Origin of the sequence: Actinomadura luteofluorescens (genome assembly GCF_013409365.1) — a bacterium.
Lineage (GTDB): Bacteria > Actinomycetota > Actinomycetes > Streptosporangiales > Streptosporangiaceae > Spirillospora > Spirillospora luteofluorescens.
Window position 1 is genome coordinate 8,717,177 of the sequence record NZ_JACCBA010000001.1, and the last position, 24,979, is coordinate 8,742,155.

A 24,979-nucleotide genomic window follows, 5' to 3' on the forward strand; every position below is an offset into this window, starting at 1 on the left:
TCGCCCCCCGGGGGGACCCCGTGTGCTACGGACCGCGGAACGCGCCGGTGACCTCGGAGCGCCCGTTCAGGCTGGCGAGGTCGGCGGCCGCCCGCCCGGCCACCCAGCCCTCATAGTTGGAGACCGAACCCGCCCGCCCCTTCGCGAGGTTGGGGAACATCGTGTCGACGGCCTGGTCGACGGCCTGGTCGCGTGCCGCCAGCACGGGAAGCAGATCCTTCCCGCCGGCGCCCGCGGCCGCCCTGTCCGCCGCTCCCCGCAGCCGCTCCCCGATGCGGACGGCGTAGGCGTTGAGGAACGCATGGCGGAACGAACGCGTCCGTGACCGTCCGCGCGCGTCGCGCCTGGGGCCGGCGTGCACCATGGCGGACGTCCCCTGCACCAGCAGGGACGTGAAGAGAATCTCCACCGCGGCCAGGTCGGCCGGGAACCCGAGGACGGTGGAGAACCCCAGCTCCCGATGCCAGATCGCGCGGCAGTGATTGGCCTCGGCCACCACCGTCAGCAGGACCGCCTTGGGCGCGTCGTAAGGACTGTCGACCGCGATGCGGCGCCCGTCGGGGCCGCCCATGTCGCCTGTCTCTGCGGCGAGCAGCGCCTGGTCGATGCTGTGGCGTGCCATCAACTCCTGGGCGCGCGCGCTGAGCGCCTCCGCCTCTTCGGGGAACTCGGTCGACTCGGCCTTGGCCAGAAGCGCGCGGACGCGTCCCAGGATCCGCTGGTCGGCCTCTGCGCGTCTCCCCTCTCCCTGGGAGCCACTGGACGTATCTCGGCCGGGTCGGGGCCTCCTCGTGGAGGTCTCGTCCGTATCGGCGTTATTGCTCGCCCTGCCTGTCTCTGACCCGCCGGGCTTGCCCGCCCCCGGGGGCAGAGTGACGGGAGGGAGCTTCGGAAGGGTCTCCAGGAGATGTATGAGGTCGATGGCGCATGTGACGTAGACCGCGTGGTCGACGCCTTCTCGACGGCACCAGTGGGACGTGTGGGGGCCGTCGTCCGGCCACCACACATCGGCCTGGAGGGCGGCCAGCTGTTCGTGCCAGCGGTCGTCGACGGTGCCGGGGGAGTAGAGGCGCATCTCGTCGGCGATCGCGTCGGTGGACAGGCGTGCGTGGCGGGGCGTGTGCCGGCGAGTCGTGAAGCGCACCAGGTCGGCCGGCTGCCAGCCGCGCTGCCAGGCGGAGGTGATCCCGCGCCTCAGCCGGTCGGCGAGGCAGTGGTCGGCGGCGACCGTCCAGCCGGGGGTGTCGGGACGGCTGGTCAGTTCGCCCACGAGCCGCTGGAACGTGGTGCTCTCGCCGCGGGCGAGCGCTCGCACCGCCTCGTCCACCGTGAGGGCGGCCGCTGTCTCGGACGTCCGGCCGCGCCGCCAGGTGTTCCGCACCGCCCCTCCTGCCGTCCGACGTCGCTCGGGTGACGATCCTCCCATCCGGGGGTGACGGGGTGGCCGGTGCCTGGCACGGACGACCGGACAGAACCGGACTTGGACGGCGGAGGGGTGGACCGCCGTCACATGCGGACATGACACTATGAGCGTGGACAACTTCGAATAGTGATCAATCCGATATCTAGGTTGATTGAAAGATCCACGAGAGAGGCGCAAGCTGTCCCAGACGTCTGGAATGCCCCGCCCGTTCCTTCCGACCGACCGCCGACAGGACACGACTGATGTTCGAGATCTGGGAGACGAGTGAGCCCGCGCGGCTCATCAGCGATGCGGGGAGCCTGAAGGTCGCACTGGAGAAGGTCGACACCATGTGCCGGCTCAGGCACGACCAGGCCGCGGCGCACCTGGGCGAGGCAGGAGAGGGCTACCACTTCGAGATCAGGGACCATGACGGCAAGGCGCTGGCGCGGCTGAGCTACGTCCCGGACACCTCCCGCGCCTACCAGAGCGTCGTCGTCGAGGAGATGCGCGGGGAGGACGGCGCCGGCTAGCGCCCGTCTCGAAGGGGTCTCGCCCATGCGCGCGAACGCGTGACCTGGCCGGTGGAGCGAAGCCGGTGGCGATCGACGCCGGGCAGATCGCGAAGCGATGCCGCGGTCGCCCGGTCCCAGTCACGTAGCGAGCCGGGACTTTGAGACACGGGCTAGCGCCGGTCTCTACGAGAGCCCCCGGGCCAGCGTCCGGGGGCTGTCGTATGCGCGGCCGAAGGCGGCCTCGTCATTCCTCGACGGTGACGACCGTTTCCTTGGCGTCCGGCTCTATGAAGCGCAGCATCGCTTCGCCTTCGGCCCTCAGCTCGTCGACGGCCGTCTGGGGAAGAGTCTCGAACGGGCGCAACTTGAGCGTCGCGACCTTGCGCTTGTACTCCGTCTCCCAGATGCCGTGCGCGAACCCGTCCCAGAGGAAGACGGCGCGGACGCGCAGGTTCTTGGTCGTGAGCATGGGGCGGTGGGCGTCGGCGATGACGCGCCTGCGGTCGGTGTGTGCGAGGACGAGGCTGTCGAACTCGGGCAGGAATCGTGCGGGCGCGGGGACGTCCTCACTGGGGCGCGGTGCGTCCGGTACGTCGAACAGCTCTCGGCCCTTGTCGTCTGTGAAGGTGCGCAGATCTGGGCGAAGGCGTTCCAGGGCCTCACCGGTCGAAGACAGCCCGGACCACGTCTGCGCGTCTGCGGCGGACGCCGGCCCGTAGGCGGCGAGGTAGCGGAGCATCAGTTCGTCGATGGAGTCGTCGGCGTTCGGTCCCGATTCCAGCCACGAGTCGGCCAGCGCGAAGCGCGACGTGCGCGGAAAGCCCCACCTGTCCTCGGTGGGCAGCATGACCAGTGGCACGCACAGCCGGACGGCATAGCCGAGGGCACGGTCGTTGACTTCCGGGAACTGCTCCTGGAGCTGAGCGCGTATCTCATTGAACGTCAGTGGTTCTCTCTCCAGGAGAGAACGCGCGGCGGGGACGACCTTCTCCAGATCGAGCCCTTTGGCGCGGTCGCCCAGCACCCGCAGCCCGCCGTCCAGCATCGGCTGCATCGCCGTACGGAAGGCCGTGTAGTCGGCGCTCGTCACCAGGTGCAGCGTGGCGCGCATCAGCGTGGCGCGCACCAGCGCCCGGTCGTGCAGGGCGGCGTGCAGGTCGGATACCTGGAACCCTTCGAGGCGCGTCCACAGCCCCAGGTATGGCGGCTTGGGCTCCTGGGCCTGCATCCCGCACAGCCGTCCGACCGCCTCGGAGGCGGGGACCGGCTCCCGTGAGAGGAGCATCTGCCGTGCCAGCGTGGCCCTGTTGAGGGCCCGGACGCTCAGGGTCTCTGTCATTCGTCCAGGATGCCTTTAACGGCATGGCGCACGCAGGGCCGCAGCCAAGCGTGAGCACAGCGGCGCCATGTCGCAGCCCACTCCGGTGGGTCGACCGGCGCTCGGTGTGATCCAGGTCTCTCTTCCTCGGCCGGGGCGCCGCTTTTTCCTGAAATCCGGACGGCACCTGAGTGGCCGGACGAGCACGCACTGTGCACACCGTCTGTGGTCATCCGCCAGAGGGAGCGGGTCCATCATGCGGATCCGTGCTGGTCAAGCCGTTCCGGCCGCCCGCGGCCGCGACGCGGCGTGATCGAGAACGATCGACCGGGGCGGGGGTTACGGAAGGATTTTTCTTGAAATGCACGTGCATCAGCTCTTGCACCTGCACGCCATCCCTAGCAGGATTGCCCCGGACCCCCGCACGTGAACTCCCCGGAGATCGCGATGACCGCACACTTGAACGACAGTGACCGACAGGCGCTGCGGCTTGCCCAGGATCTCCGCGAGGAGATGCGGGCGGCTCTCCCGCAGGCGCCGACCCCGCCCTCGGTATCCCCGTTCGTCGATCAGACCGGGATGCCGAGCGTCCTGCTGAGGATGGACGCCGAGACGGCCCGCGCGCTCATGGCCGTGCTGGCCGAGCGCCGCGGCGCGGCGGCGGAGCAGCGCCGGGCGGACGGATCGCACGTCCCGCCGCCCGTCCCGCCGCCCGTGGCCCAGGCCGTCCCGGCGGCGCAGGGCCCCGTCGTGGCGGGCCTGCCCTACGGGGAGCCCGCCTACGGGCAGCAGCCCCTGTACACGGAGAACCCTTACACAGAGACCACCTATGTGGACTCGCCCTACGCGGAGGCTCCTTACATCCCTCCGCAGCCGAGTCCCGCCGTGTTCACCGGCGGGACCGGCCCGACGCCGCTCGTGCCCTCGGTCTACCCGACGCACTGACGGCAGACGACGACGTTCCCCCCGCGCGGCCTATGGCCGTGCGGGTTTGCGGCTGCGTCGCGCGGCCCGATATGCGGGCCGCCCTTCTCTCCGCGGTCACGCCTACGCTGTGACGGGTCCAGGGTGCGCGGACACCCATCTCCAGCGTCCATGCGCTCCGGGCCGTTCCCGTGCCCGCTCGGCCGGGCGCCGTCGGAGCCAAGGCCATCGGAGTAAAGATCCTTTTTGGGGCGGGCACGGCACTCGCGAGAGGCCCTCAGGCCCTGTGGGAAAGGCGTTCCGGACTACTTCCGGGATAAAAGATCTACCTTCCCAAAGGTAAAGAAATCCCCCGTTTGGTGACAGCACGGTAATGCCGTATATAGTCATCCCCAGGTCAGGGTCAAAGAACCGTTGACCCGGCCAATCGCATAACCGCCGCTTCCCGCCCGCCAGGCGGGATCCTTTCGCCGAACGCAGCCGTACCATGCAGCGGCCGCGCACCGTGCTGGGCCCGTGAGCCCCCGGTCGGCATCCTTCCCGCTTCACCCAGGCCCGTGTCATCACGCACGTCCGAGACCGGTCGTGCGCGGTTCGGCGCGGGCGCGGTCCACCATGCCCGTGGATCGTTCCAAAGCGGGTCCCCCTCGCGGCGGCATCTCCCGAGTCTCGAGTCTCGGAGCCGCTCACCCCTGCCCGGAACAGACGCGTGACCTGCGTGTCCTTCCGTGCGGAGCGGCAGCCCTGTACCCCGAACGAAGGATCCCCATGCAGCAGCGAGCGATCAACGTCATCCTGACCGGCGTCACCGGCACCGCCCTCGCGGGCATGATGGTGGCCGGTGTCGCCGCCGCGAGCGATGACTCCGCTCCCAAGAAGCAGTTCCTGCCGCAGCAGGCCGTGGCCGCGCAGGAGAACAAGTCCCCCGAACGGCTCGCAGACAAGGGAGCCCTGGGCGGGTTCACCGCGCCGAAGGCCCCCGCGAAGCCCGAGGCCAAGGCCGACGCGAAGGCCGCGCCCAAGAAGACCGCCAAGCCCGTGAAGAAGGGCCCGAAGGCCCTGCTCAGCGGCAAGACGAAGGCGTCCTACTTCTGGGACGACGGGTCCGGCGTGAACGGTGACACCGGCGCCCCCGCCGGTGGCAAGCCGATGCAGAAGGGCCTGTTCGCCAGCCCCAGCTGGCCCATGCACACCAAGGTGAAGGTCACCTACAAGGGCCGCAGCATCACCGGCTTCGTCGGCGACCGCGGGCCGGGCGAGCCGTCGCACCGCGGCGTCATGCTCGACCTCGACACCTACACCTTCCGGTACCTGCTGGACGGCAAGAAGCCGAGCAGCAAGTACAACGCCGGCACCGGCGAGGGCCACCTGAACGGCGTCAAGTGGGAGGTCCTGTCCTGGGGCTCCGGCGCCGGGAAGAAGGGCATGCCCCAGCCTTTCGGCTCATGACATGAGGCCGCCGGACCATTCGTGAAACGGCTCACAGCGCGAATGTGAGCCCGCGCACGCCCGGTCCGCAAGGCCTCTCCCAGACCCGGCGCAGGGCTGCCGGTGCATGGAAAACGGGGATTCCCCGGTATCGAAAGATCACCGGGGAATCCCCATTTTCAGCGCGCCCGCGCTCTCGCGGGCCAGCTCCCGCGACAGCGCCCGCGCCGCGGTCCGCACGGCCGGGGCGAGCCGGTCCAGGTCCAGCCGGCACACGTTGCCGGTGATGGAGATCGCGGCGATCACAAGCCCCCGGTGGTCGAGGACGGGCGCCGCCACGGCGGAGACCCCGGCCTCGGACTCCTCCCGGTTGACGGCGTAGCCGCGGTCGGCGGTGCGGGCCAGTTCCCGCTGCAGGAGCCCCGGCATGACGATCGTGTGCGGGGTGTAGTGGACGAGCCCGGCCGAGAGCACCCGCTCCAGCCGCCCCGGCGGGCCGAGCGCGAGGAACAGCTTCCCCGTCGCGGTGCAGTACGCGGGCAGCCGCCCGCCCACCCGGGACACGATCGGCATCGACCGGCGCCCGGTCACCTTCTCCAGGAAGAGCGTGTCCGTGCCGTCCAGGACGGCCAGGTGGATGTTCTCGTGGGTCGCCTCGTACAGGTCCTCCAGGTAGGGCAGCGCGGCCTCGCGGAGCCCGCGCGGGCGGGGCGCGCGCTGTCCGAGGACGAACAGCCGCATGCTCAGCCGGTAGCCGGACGCGGTGCGCTCGACCCCGCCCCACCGGACGAGCTCGCCCAGCAGCCGGTGCGCCGTCGGCTTCGGCAGCCCGGTGCGGGCCGCCAGCTCGGTCAGGTTCAGCTCGGTGTCGGCGGAGCCGAAGGCGTCCAGCAGGCTGAGCCCGCGCGCCAGCACCGATCGTGGCGGCTCCCCGCCCGTCGCCCGCACGTCCATGCCCCGATGGTGTCCGCGATCGGTCTCGCCGGCAAGGGCGGGGAAGCGCGCGGCGACCCCGGTCACCGGTCCGCCCCGTGCCCCGTGACGGGCGCCTCGATCAGCAGCGGCGCGGCCAGGTCCTTGACGGAGGCGACCGCGTCGCGCAGCTCGTCCGCCGATCCCGCCCGCACCGCGTCGATGCCGAACAGCGGCGCGGCGCTCTGCCAGTCGAGCGCGGGCGGGGCGAGGTCCATGCCGACGTACCGGCCGTGCTCGGCGGAGGCGCCGCCGCCCTGGTCGAGGGTGTCCTTGAGGGTGCGGTACTCGCCGTTGTTCATGACCACGAACGCCACGGGCACCTCGTACCGGGCGGCGCTCCAGAGCCCCTGCAGGCCGAACATCGCGCATCCGTCGCCGAGCACCGCCACCACGGGCCGGTCCGGGTCGGCCATCCGGGTGCCGACCGCCGCGCCGATGCCCCAGCCGAGGCCGCCGCCGACCGTGTGTACGTAGGAGCCGGGGATGTTCTGGCGGAGCACCGCGCGCAGCCTCAGCCCGACGGTGATGGCCTCCTCGACCACCACCGCCTCGTCGGGCAGGCCGGCCGCGACGGCGTGGGCGGCGGCGCGCGGGTCCATCGGGGACGGTCCGTACGCCGCGCGGGCGGTCTCCTCCACCTCCCGCCTCGCCCGCGCGTGCCGGGCTCCGAGGCGCTCGGCGCGCTCCCGCGCGGGCGGGACGAGCCCGTCGAGATGGCCGGCCAGCGCCCGGAGCGTCCCGGCCAGATCGCCCGTCAGGCCGTACCGGACGGCGAAGTTCCGGCCGAGCTCCGCGGGGTCCTCGTCCACCTGCACGATGGCGAGCCCGTCGGGGACGGCCGGGCCGGGCGTGTAGTGGTGCGGCATGAACGCGTGGCACCCGGCGATCAGGGCCGCGTCGTATCCGGCGAGCGTCTCGCGGACGGCCGCGTTGCGGGGGGCCAGCATCCCGGCGTAGAGCGGATGCCCGGTGGGGAAGGCGATGCCGTCGTTCATCGGCTGGTGGTGGACGGCCGCGCCGAGCCGTTCGGCCACCGCGACCAGCTCGGCCACCGCGCCAGCCCGGCCCACCCCGTCCCCCGCGATGATCACCGGGTGCTCGGCGCGGGCCAGGAGTGCCGCCGCGTCGCCCGCCTCGGCCGCTCCCGGGCCGGTCACGGGGGAGCGGGCGGGCACCGCGACGTCGGCGTCCTCCTCCAGCAGATCCATGGGAACCGACACGAGCACGGGCCCCGCCGGCGGCCGGGCCGCGAGGGCGAAGGCGCGCCGGAGCACGACCGGGAGGTCGCGGGCGTGCTGCACCTCCACCGCCTGCTTGGTCGCCGCGGACGCGAGCCCGACCAGGTCGCCCGACAGCATGGGGTCCTGGAGGAGGTGGCGCCGGTCCTGCTGGCCCGCCACGATCACCATCGGGGTCCGGGACCGCAGCGCGTTCAGCATCCCGATCAGCCCGTTCGCGACGCCCGCGGCGATGTGCAGGCTGACCATCGACGTGCGGCGGGACGCCCGCGCGTAGCCGTCGGCCATCGCCACCACCGACCCCTCCTGCAGGCCCAGCACGTACCGCAGGTCGGGAGCGCTCACCAGCGCGTCCATCAGGGGGAGCTCGGTGGTGCCGGGGTTGCCGAAGATCCGCGTCACGCCCTCGTCCCGGGCGATCTCCAGCAGCGCCTCGATCGGCCTCATGCGTTGCCTCTCTCGTTCCTCGGCGGTTCAGTGCTTGGCGGAGCCGCCGTCGACGTTGATCGTCTGGCCGGTGAGGAAGCCGCTGCCCTCGTCGCACACGTACAGCAGCGTGGACAGCAGGTCCCGCGGCTCCTCCACGGCCCGCACGACCTGCAGGTCGCGGACGCGCTCGAACCCGCCGTCCGCGCCCGTGGTGCGCGCCGCCGTCCCGGTCCGGGTGAGGCCCGGCGCGATCGCGTTCACCGTGATCCCGTGGGAGCCGACCGCGCTCGCCAGGGCCCGGGTGAACCCGACGAGGCCGGCCTTGGACGTGGTGTAGGCGACCAGGTCGGGCGGCCCGAGGAACACCACCGCGGAGGCGATGTTGACGATCCGCCCCCAGCCGGCCGCCTTCAGGTGGGGCAGCGCCGCACGCGACACCAGGAACGGGCCGTCGAGGTTGACGCGCATGACGCGCCGCCAGTCCTCCAGCGTCGTCTCCTCGAACTCCAGCGGCGGGTAGATCCCGGCGTTGTTCACGACGATGTGCAGGCCGCCGAAGCGGGCGGCGGTCTCCTCCACGGCGGCCTCGACCTCGTCGGGGTCGGTCACGTCCGCCCGCACGGGGTGGAAGCGGTCGCCGACCGCGTCCGCGGTGCCCGACAGGTCGGCGAGGTCGAGGCCCGCGACCCGGTGCCCGCGCTCGGCCAGGGCGATCGCGAACTCCCGCCCGAGCCCGCCCGCCGCGCCGGTCACGAGTGCGATCCGCTGTGGTCCGTCGCTTGACGGCGTCTCGCTCATGAACGGCAGCGTGCGCCACGCCCGGTCGCCGGGCAAGGCACCGTTTTCACTGGATGAAACGGCTTGCTTGTGGCGGCGTGGCGCGGGTCACATGCTCGCCGCATGTCCGTACGAAAGCCCGTGGCCGAGCCGGCCTCGGAGAACGACAAGGACGCGTCCCCGGCGCGGCGCCCCCGGGCCCGCCGGCCCATCCCCGACGAGGCCGGCGTCGTCGGCGTGCTCATCGTGCTGGTGCTCGGTGTCGGGCTGCTCCAGCCGGACTTCCTGCGCACCGGAAACCTGCTGACGACCGCGCACAACTCCGTCTACGTCGGGCTGATGGCCTGCGGGATGGTGTTCGCGCTGGCGATGCGGGAGGTCGACCTGTCGGTCGGCGGGATGTACGCGATGGGCGTCGTCGCCGGCGCCCTGCTCATCCGGGACGGCTGGAACCCGTGGGCCGCCGCTCTCGCGGTGCTCGCGCTGACCGCGCTCGTCGGCGCCCTGAACGGCGCCGTCACCACGTATCTGCGGTTGCCCTCGTTCATCGTCACGCTCGCCACGTCGATGCTGCTGCGCGGCGTGGGACTGGCGCTGGCAGAGGGCAAGCAGATCACCGACCTCCCGCAGGACCACCCGTTCTTCGCCGTGCTGGGCGGCGGCGAGTCGCTCGGCGTCCCGAACGCGGTGTGGGTGTTCGCGCTCGCCGTCGTGGTGCTGACCGTCGTGTTCACCCGGACGAGGTTCGGCGCGCGGGTGCGGGCCATCGGCTCCAACCCCGAGGCCGCCGAGTTCGGCGGGCTGCCCGTCACCCGGACCCGCGTCGCCGCGCTGGCCCTGTCGGGGCTCATGGCGGGCGTCGCGGCGGTCCTCGCCCTGGCGTTCTTCATCGCCGGGGACCCCACGATCGGCCAGGGCTACGAGCTCACGGCCATCGCCGCGGCCATCATCGGCGGCACCCCGCTGAAGGGCGGAACCGGCTCCGTCCTCGGCGCCGCGGCCGGGACCCTCATCCTCGGCGTCGTCACCGCGGCGCTGGTGTTCTTCGAGGTCCCCATCAACTGGACGACCTTCGCGACCGGCGGCGTGATCCTCGTCGCCGTCGGCGCCGCGCCGCTGCTGCGCCGCGTCCGTGGCCTGCGCTCATCAGGGAGGACCCCATGACCCCGCGTCCCCGCGGGCCCGTCGCGGCGGCCCTCGCCCTCGTGCTCGGCACCGCCCTCGCCACCGCGTCCTGCGGTGACGGCGGCGGCTCCGGCAAGGGCGAGCGGCTCAGGATGGGCATCGCCGTCGCCAACTACAGCCTCAACTTCGCCCGGGAGATGTACGAGGGCGCGACGGAGGCGTCCCAGCAGGCAGGGAACATCGACTTCAAGGTCGTCGGCCCGCCCAACACCGACGGGCCCGCCGAGCAGCAGCTGTTCCAGAACCTCACCGTCACCCACCCGGACGGCATCGTCCTGGAGAACCTCGACCCGCCGATCTTCACCAGGCCCGCGGCCCAGGCCGTCGCCAAGGGCATCCCGATCGTCGCGCTCGACACGGCGCCGACCGACGGAAGCAAGGTCGGCTTCTACGTCGGCAACGACAACTACGAGCTCGGCGGGCTGCTCGCCGAGGCGACGGTGAAGAAGCTCGGCAAGGGCGCCAAGGGCACCGTGGTCGTCGGGGTGCCGAACCCCGGGACGCCCGTCCTCGACAGCCGGGCCAGGGGCATCAGGGACACGTTCGCGAAGCTCGCGCCGGGCGTCCGCGTCCTCGGCCCGTTCCAGACCTACAGCGATCCGGCGCAGAACTACGGCGCCTGGCAGTCGCAGGTGAACGCGAACCCGGCCGCGCTGGCGTTCCTCGGCGTGGGCGACGCCGACAGCTACAACCTCGGCCGCCTCAAGGAGCAGAAGAAGGGCACGTACCTCACGGCGGGCTTCGACGTCGATCCGAAGACCCTGGAGTACATCAAGAAGGGCACCAACTTCGCCGGCGTCGACCCCGAGCACTACCTCAAGGGCTACGTCGCGACCGCGACGCTGATCACGTCGGTGCGGGAGAAGGACGGCAAGCTGCCGGACGGCTGGTTCAAGACGCCGGGCCTCGTCATGGACTCCTCCAACATCGACGAGATCATCAAGCGGCAGCAGTCGGTGCGGAACGCCTACCAGTGGTACAAGCCGCAGCTGGACCGGCTCCTCGCGAGCCCCGGCGCCGGCATGCGCCCCCTCAAGGAGGCCCGCTGAGATGCTGGTCGCCTCCGGCCTGGTCAAGCACTACGGCGGGGTGACCGCCCTCGAGGGCGTCGGCATCACCCTGGACGCGGGGGAGGTGCACGCGCTCGTCGGCGAGAACGGCGCCGGCAAGTCCACCCTCGTGAAGATCATCTCTGGGGTGGTGCGGCCCGAGGGCGGCACCGTCGAGCTGGACGGCGTCCCCGTCCGGTTCGCCGACGCGCGGCAGGCCGCGGCGCAGGGCGTCGCGATCGTGTCGCAGGAGCTGATGACCTACGACGACCTGACCGTGCTGGAGAACCTCTTCCCCTACGGGGCGCCGCGGCGCGGGGGGCTGGTCAGCACGCGGGAGATGCGGCGCCTGGCCGGGCCCGTCCTGGCCGAGCTGGGCCTGGACCCGCCGCCGCACGCCAGGGTCGGCGAGCTGCCCCTCGCCGACCGGCAGCTCCTGGAGATCTGCCGGGCGCTGTTGCAGGACCCGCGCGTCCTGATCCTGGACGAGCCCACCTCGGCGCTGCCGCGCGCCGCCGCCGCGCGGCTCGCCGCCGTCACCCGGCGGCTGGCCGAGCGGGGCCTCGCCGTCCTGTACATCTCGCACTTCCTGGAGGAGGTCATGCGGGTGGCGACCCGGGTCACCGTCCTGCGGGACGGCCGGGTCGTGCTGCCGGGCGAGCCCGCGGCCGACGTCGGCCTGGACTCGCTGGTCACCGCGATGCTCGGGCAGCCCGCCCGGCCCGCCGAGGCCGCGACCGCCGCCCCGCGCCGCCCCGGCGGGGCGGCGGTCGTCCTGACTGGCGTGACGGTGCCCGGCCGGCTGCGCGAGGTCTCCCTCACCGCCGAGGGCGGCGAGATCGTCGGACTGGCGGGCCTGCAGGGCTCCGGCCACCTGGCCGTGCTGGACGCCGTTTGTGGACGGGCCCGGCCGTCGTCGGGCACGGTCCGGCTGCCGGACGGGCGGACGCCCCGCTCCGCCCGGCACGCCGTCACCGCGGGGGTCGCCTACATCTCCGGCGACCGCAAGGGCCGCGGGCTGATGCTCGACAGGGCGCTCTGGGAGAACATCACGTCCGTGAGCTGGCTCGGGCAGGGCCGCGGCGGGGTCATGCCGCGCCGGTCCCGCCTCGTCGAGCGGACCCGCGGCCACATGGAGCGGCTGCGGGTGCGCGGGGACGTCCACGACCGGGCGGGGAACCTGTCCGGCGGAAACCAGCAGAAGGCCGTCCTCGCCAAATGGCTGGACGCCGACCCGGCCGTCCTCGCCCTGGACGATCCGACGCGCGGCGTGGACGTCGGCGCCCGCACGGAACTGCACGGCATCCTCCGCGGCCTCGCCGCCGGCGGGAAGGTGGTCCTGATCGCCTCCAGCGACCTGGCGGAGCTGGTGGAGCTGTGCCACCGCGTCGTGGTCTTCCAGCGCGGCCGCATCGTCGACGCCCTGGAGGGCGAGCGGCTCACCGAACCGGAGCTGAGCCTCGCCATGAACGCCGGCTTCGCCGATCCCTCTAGGAGGTCAGAAGGGGGATGACGGGGGCGAACGCCTCCATGACCGCGTCCGAGACCTGGTAGTAGGTGAAGCCGAAACGGTCGCGGCGGGACAGCATCTGCTCGGCGATGTGCTCTGGCGGGCCCACGAACTGGGACGGCATGCCGAGGACGAGTTCGGCCGACGACGTGCCCCAGCCTCGCGTCACCGCGACCTTCGCGGCCGCGCGGCGGGGGTCGGGTCCGAACGCGGGCGTCACCATCATGCTCAGCTCGACGTCCCGCCCTTCGGCGGCCTCGCGGACCCAGTCGACCTTGCGGGCGATGGTGTCCGGGAGGCGCTCGGAGACCTCGTCCGAGATCGCCCCCTCGGGCAGGGCGCGGGGGAGGATCCCGACCGTGTCGGCGTAGCGGCCGGCGATGCCGAGCATGCGCCGGCTGCCCGCGCCCACGACGAGCGGCGGGCGCCGCTCCGGGCGCGGGAAGACCGTCAGGCCGTCGACCGTGTAGTGCTCGCCGGCGAACGTGGTCTTCTCGCCGCTCAGCAGGCTGCGCAGGATTCGCAGCGACTCCGCCAGCCGCCCGACCCGCGTCCCGGGCCGGTCGAACGGCATTCCCGCGGCCTCGTACTCCTCGCGCAGCCAGCCGGCGCCGAGGCCCAGTTCGAACCGCCCGCCCGACAGGTGGGCGAGCGTCGCGGCCTCCTTGGCGAGCATCACCGGGTGCCGGAAGTCGTTGGAGAGCACCATCGTGCCCAGCCGCAGCGTGCTCGTCGCGGACGCGGCGGACGCCAGCGCCACCATGGGAGCGAGCTGGTCGCCGAACGGCTCGGTGACGAAGTGGTCCCGCAAGGTCAGGACGTCGTATCCCAGCTCTTCTGCGCGGCGGGCCGTGTCGGCCAGGTCCGCGCCCGAGCGGATCGACTCGCCCACCACGCCGAAGCGGAAGTTCCTGTGCATGTCCCGAGCATGCCCCGTGGCAGGGCCGTCTGGCTGGCGGGAATGCGACATGAGGTTTTTCGACCGGCGGAACGAGGCGAGCGGCTCGGTCGCCGTCCGTGCGGCGTAAGGGCGTCACCGACTGCCCCGTTCGCACCGGTCGCTTCCAGGCTGCGACGTGTCGTGCGGATTTGCAAGCAGCAGGCCGTCTACCTGGCGATACGTTGGGACAGAACCCGTCCCGGCCAGTCGCCCACGGTGAAGGCGGCGTCGGTCTCGAACCCGTTGCCGCGGTAGTACTCCACGAGCCGCCCGTCGTCGCCGCCGTAGCAGTCGACGCGCAGCAGGCCGACGCCCTTCGCACCGGCCTCCTCCCTCGCCTTGGCGATCAGCGCGCCGCCCACCCCGTGCCCGGCGAAGGCGCGATCGGTGACCAGGAGGGTGATGTACAGCTCCGGCTCCTCGGCCGGGGCGACGTAGTGCGGGGGTCCGGGCGCGACCGCCATGACGCCGGCGGGCCGCCCGCTTACCTCCGCCACCCAGATCTCGTCGTCGCGGGCGATGCCGGTGATGCGCTCGACGCGGCGCGGGTCCAGCGACCACGGCTCGCTGCCCCACTGCCCCGTCCGGCCGTTGGCGGCGAGCCACGCCACCGCCCCGTCCAGCATCGCCAGCATCGCCGGCGCATCGCCGAGCCCGCCCTCACGGATCTCCATCGCACCTCCTCGTGCGAGAGATCCTGGCAGTTCCCGATCTCCGGCGCGAGGGGCTCAGGAGCCGATGAAGCCGTGCGCGCGGGTGAAGAGACCGAGCGTGATCGAGTGGAGGAGGTCGCCGGTCTCCCTGGGCGCCTTGCCCGCGAACGCGCGGGCGTGCGTGCCCTCCAGGACGATGCCGAGCTTGAAGCAGGCCAGCACCGCGTACCAGGTGATGGACGACAGGTCGCGCCCGTCGACGGCGTCCGCGCGCTCGGCGTAGACCTCGACCAGCTCCCCGGCGGTGGGCAGGCCGCCCGCGGCGCCGAGCGGTCCGGCCAGGGCGGCGCTCTGGTCGGCGCGGTCGGGCCAGGTGGCCAGCAGCCAGCCGAGGTCGAGCAGCGGGTCGCCGATCGTGCTCATCTCCCAGTCGACGATCGCGGCGACCTCCGGCCCGTCGAAGGAGTACATCAGGTTGGCCAGGTGGTAGTCGCCGTGCATGATCCCCGGGCGCCACGTCCTGGGACGGCGCTCCTCCAGCCACCGCGCGACGTCGTTGAGGCCGGGGATGTCCGGTCCGGGATAGCCGTCCAGCGTGCTGTAGGAGTCGAGTTCGGACATCCAGCGGCCCACCTGCCGCTCCAGGAAGCCCTCGGGTTTGCCGAAGTCGCCGAGGCCGACCGCCTCGTGGTCCACGGCTCCCAGCGCGGCGAGCGCCCTCGCCGCGTTCAGCCCCATCTCGCGCCGGACGGACGCGTCGCGCGCGTGCAGCTCGGGCAGCGTGACCGACGCGTTGAAGCCGTCCACCGGGGTCATCAGGTAGAAGACCGCGCCGCCCATGACGGTCTCGTCCGGGCAGGCCGCGATCAGGCGCGGAGCGGGGACGTCGGTCCCGTCCAGCGCCCCCAGCACGCGGGCCTCGCGCCGCAGCACCTCGTTCGTCTTCGCGCGCAGGTGGCCGGGACCCCGCCTGAGCACGTAGTCGCGGCCGCCCCGCCGGAACCGGACCAGCGTGTTCTGGGTGCCGCCCGCCAGCCGCTCGACGTCCTCGAACGGGCCGCCCGGCAGGCCCCGGGCCTCCATCCACCCGGCCAGGACGTCGAAGTCCACGAGGGCGCGGTCGATCTGCTCAGGCTGCACGGCGGGTCCCTTTCCGACGCTCGATGTACCGGAGAGTAACAGTCATGCACTTGCATTACTTACTGAGGTGCATCGATTATCGAGGCACACGACCGAGGAGGCTCGCCATGGCTTGGGACTTCGAGACCGACCCCGCCTACCAGGAACTTCTCGACTGGGCGGACGCCTTCGTCCGGGACGAGGTGGAACCCCTCGACCTGGTGCTCGGCGACCCCTACGACAAGGCCGACCCCCGCTACAAGCGGCTCGTGCGCCCCCTCCAGGACCAGGTGCGCGAGAAGGGCCTGTGGGCGTGTCACCTGGGTCCCGAACTGGGCGGCCAGGGGTACGGCCAGGTGAGGCTCGCGCTGCTGAACGAGATCCTCGGCCGTTCCCGCTGGGCGCCGTCGGTGTTCGGCTGCCAGGCGCCCGACTCCGGCAACGCCGAGATCATCGCCCATTTCGGCACGCCAGAGCAGAAGGAGCGCTACCTGCGCCCCCTACTGGACGGCGAGATCTCCTCCTCGTACTCGATGACCGAGCCGCACGGGGGAGCCGACCCGACCCTGTTCACCACGCGCGCCGTCCGCGACGGGGACGGCTGGGTCCTCAACGGCGAGAAGTGGTTCTCCTCCAACGCCCGCCACGCGACCTTCCTGATCGTGATGGCCGTGACGAACCCCGACGTGTCGGCCTACGAGGGGATGTCGATGTTCCTCGTCCCGGCCGACGCGCCCGGGCTGGTCACCGTCCGGAACGTGGGCGTCGGCGGCGAGCGCGAAGGCTCCCACGGCTACCTGCGCTACGAGGACGTCCAGGTGCCAGCCGAGAACCTGCTCGGCGACGAGGGCGGCGCGTTCGCCATCGCCCAGACCCGTCTCGGCGGCGGCCGCATCCACCACGCGATGCGGACGATCGCGCAGGTGCGCAAGGCGTTCGACATGATGTGCGAGCGCGCGGTCTCGCGGCGGACCCGCTTCGGGCCGCTGGCGAAGCTGCAGATGACCCAGGAGAAGATCGCCGACAGCTGGATCGAGATCGAGCAGTTCCGGCTGCTCGTGCTGCGCACCGCCTGGCTGATCGACAAGCACCGCGACTACAGGGCCGTCCGCAAGGACATCGCCGCGGTGAAGGCCGCGATGCCGAAGGTCTACCACGACGTCGTCCAGCGCGCGATGCACCTGCACGGCGCGCTCGGCGTGTCGAACGAGATGCCGTTCGCCGCCATGATGATGGGGGCCGAGGCGATGGGCATCGCCGACGGCCCCACCGAGGTCCACAAGATCACCGTGGCCCGGCAACTGCTGCGCGACGTCGAGCCCGTCGAGGGACTGTGGCCGTCCGGCCACCTGCCCACCCGCCGGGAGGCCGCGCGCGAGCGGTTCGCCGAGGCCCTGGAGCATGCGATCGGCAATGAGTGACACACGGGAACGACTGCTGGACGCCGCCGAGACCCTCTACGCCGCCCGCGGCGTGGACGCCGTCAGCCTCCGGGAGATCCTCCAGGAGGCCGGCGCGCGCAACGCCACGGCCGTCCAGTACCACTTCGGCGACCGCGCCGGGATCCTGCGCGCGATCTTCGCCCGGCACGCCCCGGAGATCGAGGCCCGCCGCCACGCCCTGCTCGACGCCTACGAGGACGGCGAGCAGGGCGTCCGCCCTCTGGCCGCGGCCCTCGTCCGGCCTGTGGCGGCGTGCCTGGCCGACGCTTCGGGCCGCGCCTACCTGCAGATATGGGCGGACGTGCTGAACCGTCCCGACCCCGTCGTGCCCGTGGCGGTCCTGGACGATCCCCGCGACAGCCTGTGCCGCTGGCGGACCCTGGTGGAACCCCTCCTGGAGGAGGACGCGGCCCGGCTGCACCGCCGCTTCACCGCCATCCTGTACGCCGCGATCGAACTGGCCCGCCGCGCCCGCTCAGGCCCCCGTACCGACGACCGCCTGTTCACCAGCTACCTGATCGACGTCGTCGCGGCGATCCTCGGCGCCCCCGTCTCCCCGGAGACCCGCCGCCTCGCCGCCGAACGCGACGCGGCCCGCCGCTGACGCCGGAGGCCGAGGTCACATTCGTCCAAGACGGGCGGATCCGCTCCCCGCAGACTGGGCATCCCAGACTTCAGGGAGGGATGAGATGACCAGCGAGATCCGCCGCACCTTCTACCCGCTGATCCGGTCGGCCGACCCGGCCAGGACGCTCGCGTGGCTGGAGAAGGCGTTCGGCTTCGAACCCGTGAACGTCCACGAGGACGACGAGGGCACCATCGTCCACGCCGAGATGCGCTACGACACCGGCCTCATCATGTTCGGGGCGGCCGCGACCGCGAAGGCCGCCGTCTACGTCGCCATCGACGACCCCGACGCCCACCACGACCGCGCCAAGGCCGCCGGCGCCGAGGTCTTCCGCGATTTGACCGACCAGGACTACGGCTCCCGCGACTACGCGGCGCGCGACCCCGATGGCAACGAGTGGTACTTCGGCACCTACCGACCCTGACCCGGCCCCGGGCACTCGCCGTTAATGGAGGGCTTCGCGAGAAATGCGGTGCTACGGTGCGGGTGCCGGCCGCGGGACTCCGGTGCGACTTCCGGAACTTGCCTATTAAGCGATGCTTCGCTGTTCGTGCCCCCATTCCCCGGCCGGCGCCTTTGACGGACCGGGGGAGTGATGAGCGAGACATTCGCCGACCTCGTCGCGTGCGAGGACGTGCTGATGTTCGTGAACGCGGCGATCACGTCCACGGGGCAGCGGGAGTTCCACCACGACTCGGGCGAGCAGCGGCTCAGCCTGGAGTTCCTGCACGAGTACATGCTGGAGAACTACCGCGACATGTACGCGGCGGTGCTCGCGCTGGACGTCAACGACCACAACGCGGCGATCATCATCCGCAACCTGCTGGTGCGGGCGGGCGACGTGGAGGTCGAGCGGCGGCGCGGCGAGGGGCGGCTGATCGCCCGGCGGCTGGAGCTGATGCCGCCGCAGCGGGTGTACAGGCTGTTCCGCGACCTTCGCAGGCTCGGTGTGAACAACCGGCGGACGCGCGCCGTCATCCGCGACTGGATGGCCGGACGTCGCGACCCGGCGTTCGACTCCGTCAAGTACCGGACGGCGGTGAAGGACGCGGTGCGCCACGCGCACCTGCGGCTCCACGGCGAGCAGCCCGCGTTCCTGTTCGCGCCGTCGGGCGTCAAGGCGTTCCAGACGCCCCTCTACGAGCAGTGGCGGCGGGCGCACTACGAGCAGGCCGCGATCTACGAGCTCCCGTACACGGTCGCGGAGGGGTTCGCCGCCAGGCACAAGATCCCGCGCGAGGTCTTCCTGGAGCGGATCCAACACCGGATGACGCGGCTGGAGCGGCTGCGCCTCCAGGAGAGCGCGCGGGAGGCGAAGGTCGAGGCCGTGCGGGCCGACCTGGGCGAGATGCCGCTGACGAGGCTCGCGTCGTACGTGCTGGCCTTGCCGCTGGACGACCGGGCCCGGCGGCGGGCCGAGCTGTCGCAGGCCCTGCGCACCGCCGCGCGGCGCGTGGCCGGGGCCGCGCGGGGCTCGTGGGGACGGGTCACGGCCGTGCTGGACGACAGCTACTCCTCGCTGGGCTCGGGGGAGAAGCGCAGGCGCCCCCTGGCGGTCGCGCTCGCCGCGCACTACCTGCTGGAGGCGCTCGCGAAGGAGTACACGCCGCTGTGGACGTCGGGACGCACCGATGAGCTGCTGGTGTACCCGTCCGGACCGACGCCGCTCGGCCACCGGATCATCGACGCGCTGGAGACGGGACCCGAGCGGCTCCTCATCGTCTCCGACGGCTGGGACAACGCGCCGCCGGGGCTGGCCGCGGACGTCCTGCGCGTCTGGCGGACGCGCCTCGACCCCGGGCACCGGCGCGCCCCGGGGCAGCGGGTCATGATCGTGCACCTCAACCCGGTGTACGACGCGGACGACTTCGACGTGCGGCGGCTGGCGCCGGGCGTGCCGACCGCGGGCGTCCGGGACGCCGAGGACCTTCCGGCACTGGTCGAGCTGGCCCGGTTCGCCGAGGGGCGAGTCGGCCTGCCGAAGCTGCGGGCGCACCTGGCCGACCGGACCGCCAGCTTCCTCGGGGAGCGCGCATGACGATCACGCTGGACGGGCTGAGGACTGGGCCCGCGCAGGTGTGGGGTTCGATCAGGCTCGTCCCGCTCGTGCGGGACGAGCCCGTGCCCCACCTGCGGCTGCACAGGAAGGTGTTCGAGGAGCCGGTTACGGTCGTGGACGTGGGCGACGCCGCCTACATCTCGTTCGTCCCCCATGCCTTCGTCGCGACGTGGAGCGACGGCGACCAGACGCAGGCGGCCTCGTACGGGGCGCGCCTCCTGGAGCGCGACACCCGGGCGGCCCCGCCGCGCATGCCCGTCCGGTTCACGCGGCGGATGGCCAGGAAGGCGGGCAAGGACCGGCTGCGGTTCCTCCCTCTGCACCTGGCGGTCGAGGGCTACCTGGCGCTGCACTTCGGGGGCCCGGAGATCGCGTGGGAGGAGTGGTCGCGCAGGGCGGTCGCGCACGGGCTGTCGCCGCGCTGCGAGGAGACCTACCTCGGCCGGCGGGTGCGCGGCCTGGAGGACGCGCTGCGGATCTTCGAGATCCATCCCGGGCAGTGCGGCGTGCTGGTGTACGTCGCCGACGCCCTGGCCAGCGCGTTCGTCGTGCCGCACCCCGACGACTACCGGGCGCTGCACCCGACGCTGGTCGAGGACCTCTTCGGCGAGCTGATCTACATGTACGGCCTGCTGGGGGCGCCCGCGGGCGACCTGTCCGCGCCGATCGACGCCGCGGGCGTCCGGACGCTGGGCGACCTGCGCGCCGCGGCGGAGATGCGCGAGGCGGAGTGGGCCGCCTTCCACGACGAGGTCATGGCCGGGCGCCTGTTCGACGAGGACGGGTCGCGCCAGGCGGTGCAGTCGCTGCACGGGTTCGAACTGGCCCGGTTCCTGCCCTCGTTCGCGCTGGGCAGGGAGAACCACATCGGGGAGGTCATCACCGGCGGGGACGGCCAGGTCGCCTACCTCAAGACGTTCCGCCTCTCGGAAGCGCAGGTCAGGCGCGGGTACCTGCTCAGGCGGCTGGCCGAGCACGACTGGCGGCTGGGCGCCGCCGCGGCCGCTCTCGGCGCCGACGAGGCGGGGCTGGCGCTGCGCCTGGAACGGGCCGGTTTCGGCTACCTGCTGCGGCAGGACGTCCGCGACCACTTCCGGGCGCGGCGCCGCGCTACCTGAGGCCCGCGAACAGGTCGTCCTCCCGGCCCGGCGCCTCGACCCGGCTGAGGTGGCGGATGAACGCCTCCGACGAGAACGCCGCCTTCTGCATCTCCTCCGGCAGCTTCAGCAGGAAGATGTTCTCGCCCTGGCTGGCGTGCGCCAGCAGCGCGTCGCGCTTGGCCTCGAAATGGGCGGAGACGTCGAGCGCGCTGGTGATCAGCTCGTCCGGGGTGCCGAAGTCCTCGGGCGGCTCGAAGCCGAGGTCCATGCCCGCCGCCCGGGCGGCCTCGAACATCTGCTTGATCCCCGACCGTGGAATGGCCGTGTAGTAGAGCTTGTCGGGAATGCCGGTCTGCTCGGCGGCGGCGAGCGCGATCCGGTGGGCCTGGATGTGGTCGGGGTGCCCGTAGCCGCCGTTCTCGTCATAGGTCACGACCACCTGCGGCCGGTAGCGCTCCATCAGGGCGGCGAGTCGCCCGGCGGACTGCTCCAGCGGGATGTTGGCGAACGCCGCCGGGTCGTCGTTGGTGGACCAGCCGTCCATGCCGGAGTCGCGGTAGCCGAGCAGCTCCAGGTGGCCGATGTCGAGAAGGGAGGCCGACTCGCGGAGCTCGGCGAGGCGGCGCCGCGCCACCCCCTCGGCGTCGTGCCCGGGCTCGCCGGGCTTCACACCGCCGGAGTCGTCGCCCTGCTCCCCGTTGGTGCAGGTGACCAGGACCGTGCGGACGCCCTCGGCCGCACTGCGGGCGAGCAGGCCGCCGGTGCCCAGCACCTCGTCGTCGGGGTGGGCATGGACGGCCATCAACGTGAGCTCTTGCGTCATCAGGGACTCCTCAGCAGGTTCGGCCGTCCACTCTATGTCCCGGGTGTGACAGTCGATCATGCCTGCGAGGTGGACTCCGCCCCCGACAGGTCGGCGGCCGTCAGCGGGTGCGCGGGCGCGTCGAACGGGAACAGTGAGGACGCCTCCATCCCGTCCACCAGGAGCAGCTCGCCGGCGTCGAGCAGCCGCCAGCCGGGGTCGTCGTCCAGACGCTCGCTGGCGAGGACGCACGCGGGCGTCGGCTCCCGGTGCGCGGCCACCTTCACCCGCCCCTGCTCGCGGCCGGCGCCGAGGTGGTGCTCCGCGCCCGGCTCGGTCAGGTGCGGCGTGGTCACCCACAGCTCGTGGGTGTCCGGATAGCGCAGCGCCCACAGCCGCCCCGACTCGGCCAGCAGGATGTTCAGCGCGAAGATCGGCAATTCGGCGGCGATGCGCCGGACGGCCGCGATCAGCCCGGACGCCGTGTCGCCCCGCCGCCGGATCTCCGCGGTGATGTAGGCGAACACGAACTCCGAGTCCGTCTGCCCCTGGATCAGCGCCCGGTCCACGTCCGTGAGCCAGGAGTCGAGGACGTCGACGCCCCGCACCACCCCGTTGTGGGCGAACAGCCGGTCGTCCATGACGAAGGGATGGGAGTTGTGGACGTCGGGGGCGCCGGTAGAGGCGTACCGGACGTGGGAGATGAAGGTGTGCGACACGACGTGCCGCGCCTCGGCGTTGAAGTCGGCGTCCCGGAACGCGGCGACGGGGGCGCGGTCGCGGACGGGCTCCTCGCCGAGCGAGAACCACCCGAGGCCCGTCCCGTCGGGCATGCGGCGGCTCTGGGCGCGCAGGCTGTCGGGGGCGTCCAGCAGCCAGAAGGTGGCGCGGACGCGGGGCCCTCCCGTGGTCATCCCGAACAGGCGGCACATGCGGGGAGGATGCCCGCCCGACGGCGGCATAAGACCACGCGCGGTAATGCGCGGGGCAAATGCCCTTCGACGCGCGGCCCCTGATGTCGTACGGTCCGTGTATGGGGTCGTCGCCGGTGGTTCTGCTGGACGTTGACGGAGTGCTCAACCCGTTCGAGCGGCCGCACCGCGGCTTCCAGCGGCATGAGTGCTCCCCGAACGGTGTGACGTACAAACTGTGGCTCCATCCCGGGCATGGCGCGGCGCTGCTCGACCTGGCCGAGTCCACGGGCGCCGAACTGGCCTGGGCGAGCTACTGGGGCCACCAGGCCAACGTGTGGATCGCTCCCCGCGTCGGGCTTCCGGAGCTGCCGTTCGTGCCGATCCCGCGGTTCCCGGGTATCACCGAGGGGCGCACGCTGGGCGCGTGGAAGGCCCGGCACGTGGCCAGGTGGGCGGAGGGCCGGCCGTTCGTCTGGTTCGAGGACGAGCCGGACGCGACCGACTGCATCGCGGGGGAGCCGGACGTCGCCGACCACCTGCTCGTGGAGATCGACCCGCTCACCGGCCTGACCGACGACCACCTCGGGGCCGCCGCGGCCTGGCTGCGCGCTCGCTCCGGGTGACCGGCGGGCCGGGCGGCCCGAGGTTCCATTCGTCCAAGACGCCCCTTCCGAGGGCCTCCTAGCGTAGGGAGGCGAGGAAGGGAGTCGACCATGCCGAGATCACCACTGATGGACCTGGCCTTCGGGTTCATGCCGGCGCAGATGATTCACGTGGCCACCGAGATCGGGGTGGCGGACGCCTTCACCGATGACAGGCCGAGATCGAGCACCGAACTGGCGGAGGCGACCGGCACTCACGCGCCGTCCCTGCACCGGCTGCTGCGCGGGCTCACCGGCCTCGGCGTCGTCGAGCAGAAGGAGCCGGACCTGTTCGCGCTGACCGAGGAGGGGCGGCGGCTGCGCGCGGACGCCCCCGACTCGATTCGCTCGCTGATCAGGCTCTTCTGCGGCCCGCAGGTATGGCGGACGTGGGGCGACATGGCGGAAACGGTCCGCACGGGCGAGTACGCATGGGAACGGGTGACCGGCAGCACGCCGTTCGAGTACTTCGCCTCGGACGCCGAGCTTTCGGTGACGTTCAACCGGGCGATGGCCGAGCACACCCGCGACGTCGCGCCGGCGGTCATCGAGGCGCACGACTTCGGCCGCTACGGGACGGTCGCCGACCTCGGCGGCGGGGATGGCACGCTGCTCGCCGCGATCCTGCTGGCCGTGCCCGGCCTGCGCGGCGTCCTTTTCGACCTGCCGTCGGGACTGGCCGACGCTTCCGGCACCCTGGCCGACGTGGCCGAACGGGCCGAGATCGTGCCGGGCGACTTCTTCGAGGCCGTCCCCGAACGCGCCGACGCCTACGTGCTCAAGAGCGTCATCCACGACTGGGACGACGAGAAGGCCGCGGCGATCCTGCGGAACTGCCGGGCCGCGATGGGCCCCGGCGACCGGGTGCTCCTTCTGGAGCAGGTCATGCCGGAGATGGTCACGCCTGGGTCGGGAGGGATCGTGAACAACGACCTCAACATGCTCGTGGCGACCGGCGGCCGGGAACGCACCGAGGCCGAGTTCCGGGAACTGCTCGACAGCGCGGGACTCACGGCCGTCTCGCTGACCGGGCCGCTGCGCGAGACCGCCTACCACGTCATCGAGGCGAAGATCGCGGACTAGGTTGTGTCAGGGGCCGCTTACGGCGGGCGCGTGCAGCCGTGCAGGATGGGACCGCCGCAAGCAGCCCGACGAAGGAGTGTCGCGTGAGTTCTCTCGACGGCCGTACGGCCCTGGTCACCGGAGGAAGCCGGGGGATCGGCCGGGCCATCGCCCTGGCCCTGGCCGCGGACGGCGCCCGGGTCGCCCTCGCCTACCGGCGCGACGACGAGGCCGCGCGCAAGACGGTCGCCGACATCGAGGCGGCCGGGGCGCGGGGCCGCGCGTTCCGCGCCTCGGTCGACGACCTCGCCCAGTGCCGTTCCCTGGCCGCTCAGGTGGAGGCGGAGCTGGGCGGGCTGGACATCCTCGTGCACAGCGCCGGGATAGCCAGCCGCGGCAACAGCGTCGCCGACACCGACCCGGCCGAGCTGGAGCGGGTCATGCGCGTGCACGCGTTCGGCCCGCACCACCTCAGCCAGGCGCTGATCCCGCTGATGCGGCGCGCCGAGCGCAGCGACCTGGTCTTCGTGTCGAGCGTCGCCACGGACCTGATGCCGGCGTTCGGCGGCCCCTACGCGATGGGCAAGGCCGCGATGGAGGCGCTCGCCCAGGTGGTCGCCAAAGAGGAGCGCGGCAACGGCATGCACGTCAACGTGGTCGCGCCCGGACTGGTGGACACCGAGATGGGGCGCAGACTGGTCCGCGCCACGGCCGGAATCGAGGACATCCGGCAGCAGGACGCCGCGTCCCCCTACGGGCACGTGTGCACGCCCGAGGAGGTCGCCGACGTGGTCCGGTTCCTCGTCTCGGACGCCGCGTCCTACGTCACCGGGCAGCGCGTCGTCGTGGACGGCGGGACGTTCTGACGC

At 72.3% G+C, this 24,979-nt stretch carries 24 protein-coding genes; 14 read left to right on the top strand and 10 right to left on the bottom strand.

Annotated features, from left to right (window positions below; translation table 11 throughout):
• Positions 1-25: 25 nt before the first annotated feature.
• The gene (locus BJY14_RS40185; RefSeq protein ID WP_179848373.1) at positions 26-1,381 is read right to left on the bottom strand and encodes a DUF2786 domain-containing protein; all 1,356 of its coding nucleotides are present in this window, start codon (positions 1,379-1,381) and stop codon (positions 26-28) included.
• Between the two features lie 284 nt (positions 1,382-1,665).
• Between BJY14_RS40185 and BJY14_RS40190 the strand changes: the two genes are divergently transcribed.
• Complete coding sequence (locus BJY14_RS40190) at positions 1,666-1,935, top strand: hypothetical protein (protein ID WP_179848374.1); 270 nt, start codon at positions 1,666-1,668, stop codon at positions 1,933-1,935.
• Between the two features lie 226 nt (positions 1,936-2,161).
• Here BJY14_RS40190 and BJY14_RS40195 read toward each other — a convergent pair whose 3' ends face one another.
• Entirely contained in the window at positions 2,162-3,256 is a 1,095-nt protein-coding gene (locus BJY14_RS40195) for a winged helix DNA-binding domain-containing protein (RefSeq protein WP_179848375.1), read from the bottom strand.
• A gap of 426 nt (positions 3,257-3,682) precedes the next feature.
• Here BJY14_RS40195 and BJY14_RS40200 point away from each other — a divergent pair, with 426 nt between their 5' ends.
• On the top strand, positions 3,683-4,180 hold the full coding sequence (locus BJY14_RS40200) for a hypothetical protein (RefSeq protein ID WP_179848376.1): 498 nt from the start codon (positions 3,683-3,685) through the stop codon (positions 4,178-4,180).
• Positions 4,181-4,927: 747 nt separating this feature from the next.
• Positions 4,928-5,608 carry an RlpA-like double-psi beta-barrel domain-containing protein gene (locus BJY14_RS40205; RefSeq protein WP_179848377.1) on the top strand — a complete coding sequence of 227 codons (681 nt, stop codon included), beginning with the start codon at positions 4,928-4,930 and terminating at the stop codon, positions 5,606-5,608.
• A gap of 138 nt (positions 5,609-5,746) precedes the next feature.
• Here the strand turns inward: BJY14_RS40205 and BJY14_RS40210 are convergent, their stop codons facing one another.
• From BJY14_RS40210 to BJY14_RS40220, 3 genes are all read right to left on the bottom strand, one after another.
• Entirely contained in the window at positions 5,747-6,541 is a 795-nt protein-coding gene (locus BJY14_RS40210) for an IclR family transcriptional regulator (protein ID WP_179848378.1), read from the bottom strand.
• Positions 6,542-6,603: 62 nt separating this feature from the next.
• Positions 6,604-8,247: a thiamine pyrophosphate-binding protein gene (locus BJY14_RS40215; protein WP_179848379.1), complete on the bottom strand. Its 1,644-nt coding sequence runs from the start codon at positions 8,245-8,247 to the stop codon at positions 6,604-6,606.
• Between the two features lie 27 nt (positions 8,248-8,274).
• Positions 8,275-9,027 (bottom strand): SDR family NAD(P)-dependent oxidoreductase, encoded by a 753-nt coding sequence (locus BJY14_RS40220; protein WP_179848380.1) that lies wholly within the window; start codon positions 9,025-9,027, stop codon positions 8,275-8,277.
• 102 nt (positions 9,028-9,129) lie between these two features.
• Here BJY14_RS40220 and BJY14_RS40225 point away from each other — a divergent pair, with 102 nt between their 5' ends.
• Genes BJY14_RS40225 through BJY14_RS40235 form a run of 3 tightly spaced genes read left to right on the top strand, consistent with a single transcriptional unit; the run spans position 9,130 to position 12,753 of the window.
• Positions 9,130-10,170 carry an ABC transporter permease gene (locus BJY14_RS40225; RefSeq protein WP_179848381.1) on the top strand — a complete coding sequence of 347 codons (1,041 nt, stop codon included), beginning with the start codon at positions 9,130-9,132 and terminating at the stop codon, positions 10,168-10,170.
• A complete protein-coding gene (locus BJY14_RS40230; protein WP_179848382.1) occupies positions 10,167-11,240 on the top strand; it encodes a sugar ABC transporter substrate-binding protein in 1,074 nt (357 codons plus the stop codon). Before BJY14_RS40225 ends, BJY14_RS40230 begins: the two co-directional genes overlap by 4 nt.
• Position 11,241: 1 nt before the next feature.
• Positions 11,242-12,753: a sugar ABC transporter ATP-binding protein gene (locus BJY14_RS40235; RefSeq protein ID WP_179848383.1), complete on the top strand. Its 1,512-nt coding sequence runs from the start codon at positions 11,242-11,244 to the stop codon at positions 12,751-12,753.
• On the opposite strand, the gene BJY14_RS40240 is transcribed toward BJY14_RS40235, so the two are convergent.
• The 3 genes from BJY14_RS40240 to BJY14_RS40250 form a co-directional block, all read right to left on the bottom strand.
• Entirely contained in the window at positions 12,731-13,669 is a 939-nt protein-coding gene (locus tag BJY14_RS40240) for a TIGR03621 family F420-dependent LLM class oxidoreductase (protein ID WP_179848384.1), read from the bottom strand. The genes BJY14_RS40235 and BJY14_RS40240 overlap by 23 nt on opposite strands.
• A gap of 188 nt (positions 13,670-13,857) precedes the next feature.
• Positions 13,858-14,364, bottom strand: a complete 507-nt coding sequence (locus tag BJY14_RS40245; protein ID WP_179848385.1) for a GNAT family N-acetyltransferase — start codon at positions 14,362-14,364, stop codon at positions 13,858-13,860.
• A gap of 54 nt (positions 14,365-14,418) precedes the next feature.
• Positions 14,419-15,483 carry a phosphotransferase family protein gene (locus BJY14_RS40250; protein ID WP_312879679.1) on the bottom strand — a complete coding sequence of 355 codons (1,065 nt, stop codon included), beginning with the start codon at positions 15,481-15,483 and terminating at the stop codon, positions 14,419-14,421.
• Between the two features lie 107 nt (positions 15,484-15,590).
• On the opposite strand from BJY14_RS40250, the gene BJY14_RS40255 reads away from it, so the two are divergent.
• The 5 genes from BJY14_RS40255 (at position 15,591) to BJY14_RS40275 (ending at position 20,709) form a co-directional block, all read left to right on the top strand.
• Positions 15,591-16,883, top strand: coding sequence for an acyl-CoA dehydrogenase family protein (locus BJY14_RS40255; protein WP_179848386.1), 1,293 nt, complete (start codon positions 15,591-15,593; stop codon positions 16,881-16,883).
• Positions 16,876-17,508: a TetR/AcrR family transcriptional regulator gene (locus tag BJY14_RS40260; protein ID WP_246396292.1), complete on the top strand. Its 633-nt coding sequence runs from the start codon at positions 16,876-16,878 to the stop codon at positions 17,506-17,508. The genes BJY14_RS40255 and BJY14_RS40260 overlap by 8 nt, the downstream gene beginning before the upstream one ends.
• A gap of 85 nt (positions 17,509-17,593) precedes the next feature.
• Entirely contained in the window at positions 17,594-17,956 is a 363-nt protein-coding gene (locus BJY14_RS40265) for a VOC family protein (RefSeq protein ID WP_179848388.1), read from the top strand.
• A gap of 171 nt (positions 17,957-18,127) precedes the next feature.
• Positions 18,128-19,570 (top strand): hypothetical protein, encoded by a 1,443-nt coding sequence (locus BJY14_RS40270; protein WP_179848389.1) that lies wholly within the window; start codon positions 18,128-18,130, stop codon positions 19,568-19,570.
• Complete coding sequence (locus BJY14_RS40275; RefSeq protein ID WP_179848390.1) at positions 19,567-20,709, top strand: ARPP-2 domain-containing protein; 1,143 nt, start codon at positions 19,567-19,569, stop codon at positions 20,707-20,709. The genes BJY14_RS40270 and BJY14_RS40275 overlap by 4 nt, the downstream gene beginning before the upstream one ends.
• On the opposite strand, the gene BJY14_RS40280 is transcribed toward BJY14_RS40275, so the two are convergent.
• Entirely contained in the window at positions 20,702-21,514 is an 813-nt protein-coding gene (locus BJY14_RS40280) for a PIG-L family deacetylase (RefSeq protein WP_179848391.1), read from the bottom strand. The genes BJY14_RS40275 and BJY14_RS40280 overlap by 8 nt on opposite strands.
• Before the next feature lie 56 nt (positions 21,515-21,570).
• The gene (locus BJY14_RS40285; protein WP_179848392.1) at positions 21,571-22,425 is read right to left on the bottom strand and encodes a class II glutamine amidotransferase; all 855 of its coding nucleotides are present in this window, start codon (positions 22,423-22,425) and stop codon (positions 21,571-21,573) included.
• 101 nt (positions 22,426-22,526) lie between these two features.
• Between BJY14_RS40285 and BJY14_RS40290 the strand changes: the two genes are divergently transcribed.
• The 3 genes from BJY14_RS40290 (at position 22,527) to BJY14_RS40300 (ending at position 24,976) form a co-directional block, all read left to right on the top strand.
• Positions 22,527-23,030, top strand: a complete 504-nt coding sequence (locus tag BJY14_RS40290; protein ID WP_179848393.1) for an HAD domain-containing protein — start codon at positions 22,527-22,529, stop codon at positions 23,028-23,030.
• 90 nt (positions 23,031-23,120) lie between these two features.
• Positions 23,121-24,131, top strand: coding sequence for a methyltransferase (locus BJY14_RS40295; RefSeq protein WP_179848394.1), 1,011 nt, complete (start codon positions 23,121-23,123; stop codon positions 24,129-24,131).
• 83 nt (positions 24,132-24,214) lie between these two features.
• Complete coding sequence (locus tag BJY14_RS40300) at positions 24,215-24,976, top strand: SDR family NAD(P)-dependent oxidoreductase (RefSeq protein ID WP_179848395.1); 762 nt, start codon at positions 24,215-24,217, stop codon at positions 24,974-24,976.
• The last annotated feature ends 3 nt before the right edge of the window (positions 24,977-24,979 follow it).

Coding starts and splice junctions, on each gene's coding strand:
- BJY14_RS40190 (WP_179848374.1), top strand. CDS start 1,666: ATGTTCGAGATCTGGGAGACGAGTGAGCCCGCGCGGCTCATCAGCGAT.
- BJY14_RS40195 (WP_179848375.1), bottom strand. CDS start 3,256: ATGACAGAGACCCTGAGCGTCCGGGCCCTCAACAGGGCCACGCTGGCA.
- BJY14_RS40200 (WP_179848376.1), top strand. CDS start 3,683: ATGACCGCACACTTGAACGACAGTGACCGACAGGCGCTGCGGCTTGCC.
- BJY14_RS40205 (WP_179848377.1), top strand. CDS start 4,928: ATGCAGCAGCGAGCGATCAACGTCATCCTGACCGGCGTCACCGGCACC.
- BJY14_RS40210 (WP_179848378.1), bottom strand. CDS start 6,541: ATGGACGTGCGGGCGACGGGCGGGGAGCCGCCACGATCGGTGCTGGCG.
- BJY14_RS40215 (WP_179848379.1), bottom strand. CDS start 8,247: ATGAGGCCGATCGAGGCGCTGCTGGAGATCGCCCGGGACGAGGGCGTG.
- BJY14_RS40220 (WP_179848380.1), bottom strand. CDS start 9,027: ATGAGCGAGACGCCGTCAAGCGACGGACCACAGCGGATCGCACTCGTG.
- BJY14_RS40225 (WP_179848381.1), top strand. CDS start 9,130: ATGTCCGTACGAAAGCCCGTGGCCGAGCCGGCCTCGGAGAACGACAAG.
- BJY14_RS40230 (WP_179848382.1), top strand. CDS start 10,167: ATGACCCCGCGTCCCCGCGGGCCCGTCGCGGCGGCCCTCGCCCTCGTG.
- BJY14_RS40235 (WP_179848383.1), top strand. CDS start 11,242: ATGCTGGTCGCCTCCGGCCTGGTCAAGCACTACGGCGGGGTGACCGCC.
- BJY14_RS40240 (WP_179848384.1), bottom strand. CDS start 13,669: ATGCACAGGAACTTCCGCTTCGGCGTGGTGGGCGAGTCGATCCGCTCG.
- BJY14_RS40245 (WP_179848385.1), bottom strand. CDS start 14,364: ATGGAGATCCGTGAGGGCGGGCTCGGCGATGCGCCGGCGATGCTGGCG.
- BJY14_RS40255 (WP_179848386.1), top strand. CDS start 15,591: ATGGCTTGGGACTTCGAGACCGACCCCGCCTACCAGGAACTTCTCGAC.
- BJY14_RS40260 (WP_246396292.1), top strand. CDS start 16,876: ATGAGTGACACACGGGAACGACTGCTGGACGCCGCCGAGACCCTCTAC.
- BJY14_RS40265 (WP_179848388.1), top strand. CDS start 17,594: ATGACCAGCGAGATCCGCCGCACCTTCTACCCGCTGATCCGGTCGGCC.
- BJY14_RS40270 (WP_179848389.1), top strand. CDS start 18,128: ATGAGCGAGACATTCGCCGACCTCGTCGCGTGCGAGGACGTGCTGATG.
- BJY14_RS40275 (WP_179848390.1), top strand. CDS start 19,567: ATGACGATCACGCTGGACGGGCTGAGGACTGGGCCCGCGCAGGTGTGG.
- BJY14_RS40280 (WP_179848391.1), bottom strand. CDS start 21,514: ATGACGCAAGAGCTCACGTTGATGGCCGTCCATGCCCACCCCGACGAC.
- BJY14_RS40285 (WP_179848392.1), bottom strand. CDS start 22,425: ATGTGCCGCCTGTTCGGGATGACCACGGGAGGGCCCCGCGTCCGCGCC.
- BJY14_RS40290 (WP_179848393.1), top strand. CDS start 22,527: ATGGGGTCGTCGCCGGTGGTTCTGCTGGACGTTGACGGAGTGCTCAAC.
- BJY14_RS40295 (WP_179848394.1), top strand. CDS start 23,121: ATGCCGAGATCACCACTGATGGACCTGGCCTTCGGGTTCATGCCGGCG.